Here is an 8,687-nt window from a genome sequence, read left to right on the forward strand (position 1 = left end):
CATTCTCCAGCTGAAAGACCATCGCGAGCAGGCTCACTCCTACAGGGATCTGCTGCGAACACAGCTTTTGTGCACGACTCAGGTCAACTGTAGGAGCTGGCTTGCCTGCGAAAGCGCTGTGTCAGCCGCCAGATTCGTCAACTGAAAGACCTTCGCGGGCAAGCCGCGCACCCACAGGTGGCTTAAGTGCACACGACTCCGATGCTCCACGAAATTTAACTGTACGAGACTAGCAGTTCTGCCAGTACCCCAATTTGGCACATCCATGGATACTCCAGCGCATCTACAAATTCGCTCGGAGCATCCATGACATCCCCACAGCAACGCCTGCTCGGGCACTATCGCTACGATGCACTCGACCGTCTTATCAACCAATCCACAGTGGACGCGCCGCATCTTCAGCGCTTTTATTGTAAAAGTCGGTTGGCAACCGAAATCACGGGCGCATTGAGCTGCTCAGTCTTCCAGTGCGGTAAACAGCTATTGGCGCAGCAAAGCGGCGGTGATGGAAGCGACGCCAAGCTGGTTGCCACAGATCAACAACGCTCGGTATTGAGTATCCTGGACGTCAATCGAAGTAACCCTCTCGCGTATTCTCCTTACGGCCATCTGCCTACAGAAAACGGGTTGTTAAGTCTGTTGGGTTTCAATGGCGAACGACGTGACTCGATAACCGGACATTATTTGCTTGGGAACGGATATCGAACATTTAGTCCCGTGATAATGAGGTTCAATAGCCCTGACAGTCTGAGCCCGTTCGCAACGGGCGGCATCAATCCATACGTTTATTGTTCGGGCGATCCAGTGAACTTCACGGACGCTTCGGGTCACTTTGGTGAGTGGTTATTTAAGAGAGTCAAGGGGTTTCTGGTAGGTGTGCCACGAAATGTACCTGTGAAGAACAGTCTCGAAGGGCTGAACTTCGACGCATTTCAGGAGGTCACCCGATACCTCAGTCGTGTCGACATGGATAATTTGGCATTAACTTCCAGGCAACTCAACAAGAACTCCCTGGATGCAGGGGTGAGTAACTTGAAGCAATACTTAAATTTCAAAGTAATCACGCGCAATCCAGTAAAAGATCAACTTTCTTCTTCGCGAACATTGACGGTTCATGTGCAATCGGCGGTGGGGCCTGAAGCTGTTACTGTTAATCCTTTAAATGGGGTAGGCAGCCACGCTTTCAAGAAGTTGAGCTCCAGGGTAGACGGATCTCGTACTTTGAATGAACATGTTCAGTCGGTGAGAGGGAAAGTAAAGTCTGATCTACCTAAAAACGCTGACGGTACCGCCGAAAATGAGGGTGAACTTAACGCTCTTTATGCGAGGCGCCTCTTAGCAGCGCTGAGATAATGATTCCCGGGAATGTTATACGATTAAGACTGCTCGCGATGGCGGAGTGTCAGCCAACCAATTCTCCAGCTGAAAGACCATCGCGAGCAGGCTCACTCCTACAGGGATCTGCAGCGCACACAAAACTTGTGCACCAGGCCGGTCAACTGTAGGAGCTGGCTTGCCAGCGATGGCGGAGTGTCAGCCAAACAATTCGTCAACTGGAAGACCTTCGCGGGCAAGCCGCGCTCCCACAGGTATTTCACCTCCACAGTGGTCGATACCCCCAAGAAACCTAGCAGTTCTGCTAGTTCACACCGCCTGTCTCTCGGCAGATACTCAAACTCTCAGACCTTGAAAGCTCAGACCACCCCAATGTCTAATCAGCCACCTGCTTTACTCTGCCACTATCGCTATGATCCGCTGGATCGTCTGATCAATCACACCCTGCTGGATACACCCACGCTTCAGCGCTTTTACTGCAAAAGCCGTCTGGCCACTGAAATTCAGGGGGCCATGCAGCATTCCATCGTTCAGCACGGCGACCAGTTACTGGCGCAGCAACGGCGTGAGGGTGAAGTACTCGATAACACGCTACTGGCAACCGACCAGCAGCGCTCGATACTCAGTTCGCTAGATAAAGAATCACCTAATCAATCCATCGCCTACTCGCCCTACGGTCATCGTCCTCAGGGAAGTGGTTTATTCAGTCTATTAGGGTTTGCAGGTGAGCGCCCCGATCCTGTGACCGGGCATTATTTACTGGGTAATGGATATCGGGCGTTTAATCCAGTGTTGATGCGTTTTAACAGTCCGGACAATTTGAGCCCGTTCGGGCAAGGAGGTTTGAATTCGTATGTGTACTGTTCAGGCGATCCAGTTAACTTTGTGGATCCAGGGGGGCACGTTAAATTTTTTCGAACGTTAAGACATTTTCTTTCTCCTATAGAGAAAAATATTCCGCCGGTAAACTCGCTTGAAGGTCTCGATTACGATTCGTTTTCGAACATCGCTAAATTTCTCGATCAATCGGATATGGATAGCTTGGCAAAGACCTCGCGCCAGCTGAATGAGCACTCGGTGTTGGCCTCAGAATCGAATTTGAAGAGTTTTATAAACCGGCATAAGCGAAATGCTGATGGGGTTCCTGGGTACACCAGTTATCCTGAAGCTAATTCCAGTCATGCAAATCCGGATGGAACAATAAGTGAAATTAGGTACAGTATACAAGGCGTCGGTTCTTCTGCTTTTAAAAAACTGGATATAGGTATCGAAGGTACGCAAAGTCTGGGTATGCACAATGAAATGGTCCGGCGCAATCTTAGTCACAAGCTTGGTGCGCCATCCGCAGACGTTATGGGCGCGGCAGTTTATCTGCGGAAATTGAACGTCCAGCATGCAAATGTACTGCTAAGTGCGTTGGAAGAAAATTCGTCGTCTATAAGAGGGCGACCGCGACAATGATAATTTCGTATGTTGCGATCTGCCACGCACCGAAGTATCGATCGCACTAGTCTTGATATAGGGAGTAGCTGTTTCGCTTGCCCCTAAAGAAGCGCAACATCTAAAAAAACCGCGACCCTTGGGCCGCGGTTTTTTTACGCCGACACACTCACTGCTGCAAAACAGTCGCCTGGTTAGCCCCCCCAAACTGCTGCACATTCGCCATCTGCGCCACGCCACTCTGGTCGACATTGGCAATGTTCCCCGTCCCGCCCTGGGTCACATACGCGACGTTCATAGTGTCAGCCTGTTTGACGGTGATCTGGTTGTCACTGCCGTACATCTGCGTGGTAAACGCCTGGTTGCCAATGCCCGACTGGTCGAACTCGGCACTGTTGCCGGTGCCGTTGGACGTGCCCTGGATCAGGTTGGTGGTGCCGCGCTGGTCGGCGATGAGAATGTTGTCGCTGCCGTTCTGGTCGAAGTACAACTCGTTGTAGGACTCGGCCTGGCTGACGGTGGTCTTGTTGCCCATGCCGCTCTGGTTGGTGGTCATGATGTGGCCGGCGCCGTCCTGGGTGAAGTTGGCGACGTTGCCATTGCCGGTTTGGTTGACCGTGGCGCGCTGGTTGGTGCCGAACTGGCCGCCGGACTGTGGGCCTTTCCAGTTACTGGCGTAGACCTTGTTTTCGTTACCCACCGAGTTGGCATTGAGCACGTGGCTGTCGCCGCTCTGGTAGGTGAAGTGGATGTTGTTGGTGCCTTGCTGGTAAAGCGCCAGGGTCGAGCCGACGGATTCGAACTGGTCGGCATAGAGGGCGTTGAGGTCGCCGACCTGCAGCACCTGGGCATAGTTGTTTTGACCAAAACTCTGGTCGACGATGCTTTCGTTGGCCTGCCCGTACTGATCGACGATAACCTGGCTGGCGGCTTGGCCGAACTGCCAGACTTCGCTGCCGTTCATGTCGCCGAACTGGCTGATGGTCACGGTGCCGCCGACGCCACTGCGTTGATCGCCGTAGGCATAGTTCTCACTGCCGTTCTGGTTGATCGCGATCTGCCCGCCCGAGTGGCCGACTTGTTCGGCGGTGCCGGAGTTAATGGTGCCGTACTGAGTCACGGTAGCGATGTTCCCGTCGCCGGGCTCCATCTGTTCGATGTTGGCCTCGTTGCCGTCACCCATTTGAAAGGTATGGCCCGAGGAGCTTTGCTGACTGTCCTGGTAGATGAACGAGAAGTTGCCGCCACCTTGTTGCTGCTGCAACGCTTGGTTGCCGTTCACGCCAATGGACTGGCTGGCATGGCTGACGTTGAACGTACCGACCTGTTGTTGGACGATGGTGCTGCCGTCCTCGAACAGTTGCTCGGCGTAGCCGGCGTTGTAATCACCGACCTGGTTCTGGTCGATGGTGCTGGTGGCAGTGTCCTGCACCGCCATCGCGTCGTTACCCTGGCCGAACTGCTGCTGGGTCGAGCTGCTGAATGAGGCCTGCGACTGCTTCACGTTGGCGATGTTGGCATCACCGAATTGGCGCTGGGTCGAGACACTGTCGTCGGCCATGGCCTGGGCACTGACAATGACCAGGATGGCGGCGGTGAGGGGCGTCAGTTTGAACATGATGAAACCTCCGGGTAGTGCAGTGCTTTAGCGATATTGTTTGACCGAAACGCTCATGCCATTGCCCGACTGGGTGACGGCGCTGGAGAGCCCCGCGCCGGCCTGGTCGATGGTCGCGTCGTTGTTGTTGCCGTTCTGGGATATCTGCGCGCGGTTGTGGCTGCCGGTCTGGGTGATGCCGGCGTTGTTGCCCGAACCTTGCTGGGTGATCAGTGCCATCAGGTCGTTGCCTTGTTGAAGGATGAACGCCTCCTGATTGCTGCCCGACTGGACGATGCTGCCGAGCAACGACTGGCCGTTCTGTTGCAGCAGCGCGACGTTGGCCTGGCCGTTCTGGTCAATCAGCGCCTGCTGGCCAATCGGCGGTGGCAGCTCGCCGAGGTCGGCGCCAGGTGCCAGGTCGTCGTTGTCCATCAGGTCGTCTGCGCGCACGCCTGCGCTGCTGCAGAGCAGAAGCAGGCAGAGCAGGGCGGCGGTCGACGTTTTCATGGCGTTGTCCTGTGAGAAGAGGCCGGCCCCGTCAACTCCAGGAGTTGACGGGGCGAGGGCTCAGTTCGCCGTTACCGACACCGAACGCACGGTGCCCTGGGACGAAGTGATGGTGGCTGTCGGGTTCGCCGACGGGATCACCGTGGTGCTGTTGCTGACCGTCAACCGCCAGCGGCCGGTGACGGGAACCGTGGTAGTACCCAGGGTCACCAGGCCCGTCGGGGTGCTGACCTGAACGGTGATGGTGTTGCCGGTGATCACCGAACTGGTCCCGGCGAAGTCCCAGGTGAAGCGGTTGTTGGAGCGTGCCGACACCGTGGCCGCCGTCACCGCGAAGTTCTCCGCAGCAGGCCGTGGCGAGACTTGCACGGTGACCGTCGCCGGGGCCGCTGACACAGCACCGAAGCTGTCCCGGGCGAAGTAGGTGAAGGTCGTGGTGAAAGCCGTGGTGACGGTGGCCGGTGGGGTGTAGGTCAGTACCGTGCCGTTGCTGCTGACACTGCCGCGACCTACCGGTGGTTGGCTGAAGCTGGCGACGGCCAGCGGCAGGTTGCCTTCCGGATCGGTATCGTTGGCCAGCACGCTGATCGGTACCGCCACACCCAGGGTTGCAATGGCATCGTTGACGGCCACCGGTGCCTGGTTAGGCGCCACGGTGATGGTCACGGTCGCCGCAGCGGTCGAGGCCAGGCCTTTGATGTCTTGCGCCTTGTAGGTGAAGGTGGTGGTCAGCGGAGCGTTGACCACCGCAGGTGGGGTGTAGATCACCGCCGCCGCGCCGCTCAATGCCACGGTGCCCTGGTTCGCCGCCGGTTGAGTCAGCGCGGTGATGCTCAGCGGCGTGTCGCCATCGGGGTCACTGTCGTTGGTCAGCAGGTTGAGCGTGATAGGTACGCCAAAGCTGGTACTGCCGCTGTCGGCGACGGCCAGCGGAGGCTGGTTTTCGCCGGAGTTCGGCGCGCTGCCAACCACCACGACTGGCTCGGTGTCACTGCCCCCCGCTGCGGATTTCACCGTGACGGTGGCGGGTGGCTGGGTCAGGTCGGCGATGGTGATTTTCTGCAGGGTGCCGGATTTCGACAGGCGTCCATAGCCTTGCGCAACCATGTCCGGAATGGCGACTTCATCGGTGGAGGTGGCCTCGATCAACAGGCTGTGGTTGGCCCAGTTGTAGCGAGCGGTCTGGATTTTCACCACGTCGGTGAGTTTGCGCGAGACCGCCGTCGGCCGGGTGGTGCCTGCCGGGTTGGAGGCGGTGACCACTACCACTGGAGGCACCGGACCATTGGCCTGGCGCTGGCCGAAAAACTGCCCGGTGTTATCGCCCAGCAGCGTGGTCTGGCAGGGCGACAGCGGTGGGCCGGGAACCAGCGCCACGCTTTCGCGGAAGCACAGGGACGAGCCGTTGCCGGCCTTGGCGAACACTTCGACGCGCACGTTGCTGTTGCCGCCCGAGGTGGTGCGCCGGTAGGTCGCGCGGTCGACTTCGACCGGGGTTTGCGCACGGGCGTCAAGCACCTTGCCGGCCACGGTGAAGAGGTTGGTCTGAATGACCCCGGCCGGTCCGGACACCCGCAGGAAGTTGGTGTCATTCGGGCTGCCGGTGACCTGCTCGGTGAGGTTCGGGTCGCCGACAAAGGTTTCCACGGCGCCGGTGTCCGGGTTCACCTCGGTGTAGGGGCCGTTGATGCTGCGCAGGAATGGCCCGATGTTGCCCCCGACCGCACCGGTGAAGTTACCCGGTGCGCCGATGCCGATGTCGCGGGTGATGTTGATCGCCCGCCGGCCAGGAGCCGTCACGTTGACTGTTTCCACACCGTACGGGTGGGTGATGGTGTACACGCCGGCAGTGGGAATGTTCACCCGGATGCGAATCCGCGCAAAGCTCTGCTGGTCGCCATCGACCGGATTCTCCGAGGCGAATGCCGCTTCAATCCCGGCCACGTAGGCGTCTACACCATAGCCTGCACCGTTATTGGGAATGGCCGTTTCGGCGAGAAACCAGAAGGCTTCAGGTGGCCAGTTGTCCGGGAACACCATGGGTTGGGTGTCGTCATAGATACCCGGTTCGGGCAGCAGGGTGCACATGTAGGCCGGCGGGACCGAGGCCGGTACCCGAGAGCTCGCGGCCCGGGACTGGCACAGTTCCATCGAAAGCTGATTGTTGTCCTGATACCACATGGGGAATTTCCCCGTGGCAAATGTGTAAGGGCCCGGGTCGACGGCGGCGAGTTGCGCGAACGCGCTGCCGGACAGCGATAGAGTCAGTCCCAGGGCGTTGAGCGCCAGGCGTGGCCAATTATTCATGATGCCTCCTGATGAGGATCTGGGCATGTGGGCGTTCATTGCACGATGACCACTTCTTCGGTGTCGCTGCCGCCATTGGATGACGTCACACGAACCCGGGACGGTGGAATCGGCGAGATACCGGTGGCCAGGGTTTTCACCGCGCCTTCGCCACTGAGGGCGCCGATGGCGGCACCGCTGCCTGACGTTGCCGTGAGCACTGGCGGCGAAGTTTCGTCGCTGGTGGAGGCCACGAGGGTCAGTTGCCCGGAACTCAGGCTGTACTCGGCCCGCTGGATCACCACCAGGTCGGTCAGTGCCATGGGCAGGGTGGTCGGCGTGCTGCTTGGAATGGCCAGGTGGTTATCGGCGGTCACTTGCAAGGTGGTTGGCAAGGTCGGGTTGACCGACGACTGCGCGTACCAGTTGCCGGTGGTGTCGGCTTCACTCAGGGTCAGCACCGGGGTGCTGCTGGTCAGGGTCACGGCGGCCGGCGGGGGCGGCGCCATGACGAATACGTCTTGCTGGGCCACCGGCGCACTTTCACCCGCTTTGCGCGAGTAGGTGCTGCGCTGCGCAATCAACGGAGTCGGGCGCACCACGGTCGATAATTTGCCCGAGATCGAAAACAGCGTGGTGCGCAGGTCCAGGCCGTTGGGACCTTCGATGCGCACGAAGTTGGTGTTGAAGGGGCTGCCGGTAACGGCCTCCGTGAGGTTGGGATCGCCGACGAACTGTTCGGCACTGCCGGTCAGTGGATTCGTCTCGGTATAGGGGCCATTGACGCTACGCAGGAAAGGCCCGACATCACCCTTGAGGGCGCCGTCGTAGGTTTTCGGCGAACCGATGCCGATGTCCCGGGTCATGTTGATCGCCCGTCTCCCGGGGGTGTCGATGTTGAACACATCGACGCCGTAGGGGTGGGTGATCACATAGGTGCCGGCGGTTGGCACGTCGACGCGAATTCGCACTCGGGCAAAGCTGACCTGGTCACCTTCCACCGGTTCTTCGGCGGCGAAGGCGGCCTCGATGGCAGTGCCAAATGACAGGTCAATGCCCCGCGCGGCATCGACGATCGCGGCGTCGGCGGTGAACCAGAATGCTTCATCCGGGAAGTTGGTGGGGAAGACGATTGGCTGCGCATCGTCAAACACCCCGGGGGTGGGCAACAGGTTGCACATGTAGGTCGGCGCGCCCGGTGCGCCGGGAACGCGAGTACTCACCGCCTTGGACAGACACAGGTCGAGGGTTCGACCGTGGGTGTCCTGGTACCAGGCGGCGAAGCCACCGTTGCCTGGTAGATAGGGGCCGGGATCGACCGCAAACAGCGCCGCCTGGGCGACGCCTTGAGCCAGAGCACTGACGACCAGGGCGGCCGCCGTTTTGGACAGTAAAGGGTGCATGAGTATTCCCTCTATTGGAGACCTGTCCCTGGGGGATGGGTCAGTTGAGAGGGGTTTCGGCAACTTCCATACCAACCCTCGAAAATCGCCCGCACAGGCCCGGCGTACGTGCCTGC

The 8,687-nt window shown here is 59.0% G+C and carries 6 protein-coding genes; 2 read left to right on the forward strand and 4 right to left on the reverse strand.

What is annotated here, in order from left to right; translation table 11 throughout:
• Positions 1-306: 306 nt before the first annotated feature.
• Both ORL50_RS28200 and ORL50_RS28205 read left to right on the forward strand, forming a co-directional pair.
• Positions 307-1,353 carry an RHS repeat-associated core domain-containing protein gene (locus ORL50_RS28200; RefSeq protein ID WP_266019920.1) on the forward strand — a complete coding sequence of 349 codons (1,047 nt, stop codon included), beginning with the start codon at positions 307-309 and terminating at the stop codon, positions 1,351-1,353.
• A gap of 354 nt (positions 1,354-1,707) precedes the next feature.
• On the forward strand, positions 1,708-2,796 hold the full coding sequence (locus ORL50_RS28205) for an RHS repeat-associated core domain-containing protein (protein ID WP_266019929.1): 1,089 nt from the start codon (positions 1,708-1,710) through the stop codon (positions 2,794-2,796).
• Positions 2,797-2,944: 148 nt separating this feature from the next.
• Here the strand turns inward: ORL50_RS28205 and ORL50_RS28210 are convergent, their stop codons facing one another.
• The 4 genes from ORL50_RS28210 to ORL50_RS28225 are packed head-to-tail and all read right to left on the reverse strand — an operon-like array spanning position 2,945 to position 8,571.
• Positions 2,945-4,393 (reverse strand): curlin, encoded by a 1,449-nt coding sequence (locus tag ORL50_RS28210; protein WP_266019921.1) that lies wholly within the window; start codon positions 4,391-4,393, stop codon positions 2,945-2,947.
• 27 nt (positions 4,394-4,420) lie between these two features.
• The gene (locus tag ORL50_RS28215) at positions 4,421-4,882 is read right to left on the reverse strand and encodes a curlin (RefSeq protein ID WP_266019923.1); all 462 of its coding nucleotides are present in this window, start codon (positions 4,880-4,882) and stop codon (positions 4,421-4,423) included.
• 60 nt (positions 4,883-4,942) lie between these two features.
• A complete protein-coding gene (locus tag ORL50_RS28220; RefSeq protein WP_266019925.1) occupies positions 4,943-7,189 on the reverse strand; it encodes an Ig-like domain-containing protein in 2,247 nt (748 codons plus the stop codon).
• A gap of 35 nt (positions 7,190-7,224) precedes the next feature.
• On the reverse strand, positions 7,225-8,571 hold the full coding sequence (locus ORL50_RS28225) for a hypothetical protein (protein ID WP_266019927.1): 1,347 nt from the start codon (positions 8,569-8,571) through the stop codon (positions 7,225-7,227).
• Between the last annotated feature and the right edge of the window lie 116 nt (positions 8,572-8,687).

This window comes from Pseudomonas sp. RIT-562 (assembly GCF_026241895.1).
Classification (GTDB): domain Bacteria; phylum Pseudomonadota; class Gammaproteobacteria; order Pseudomonadales; family Pseudomonadaceae; genus Aquipseudomonas; species Aquipseudomonas mandelii_F.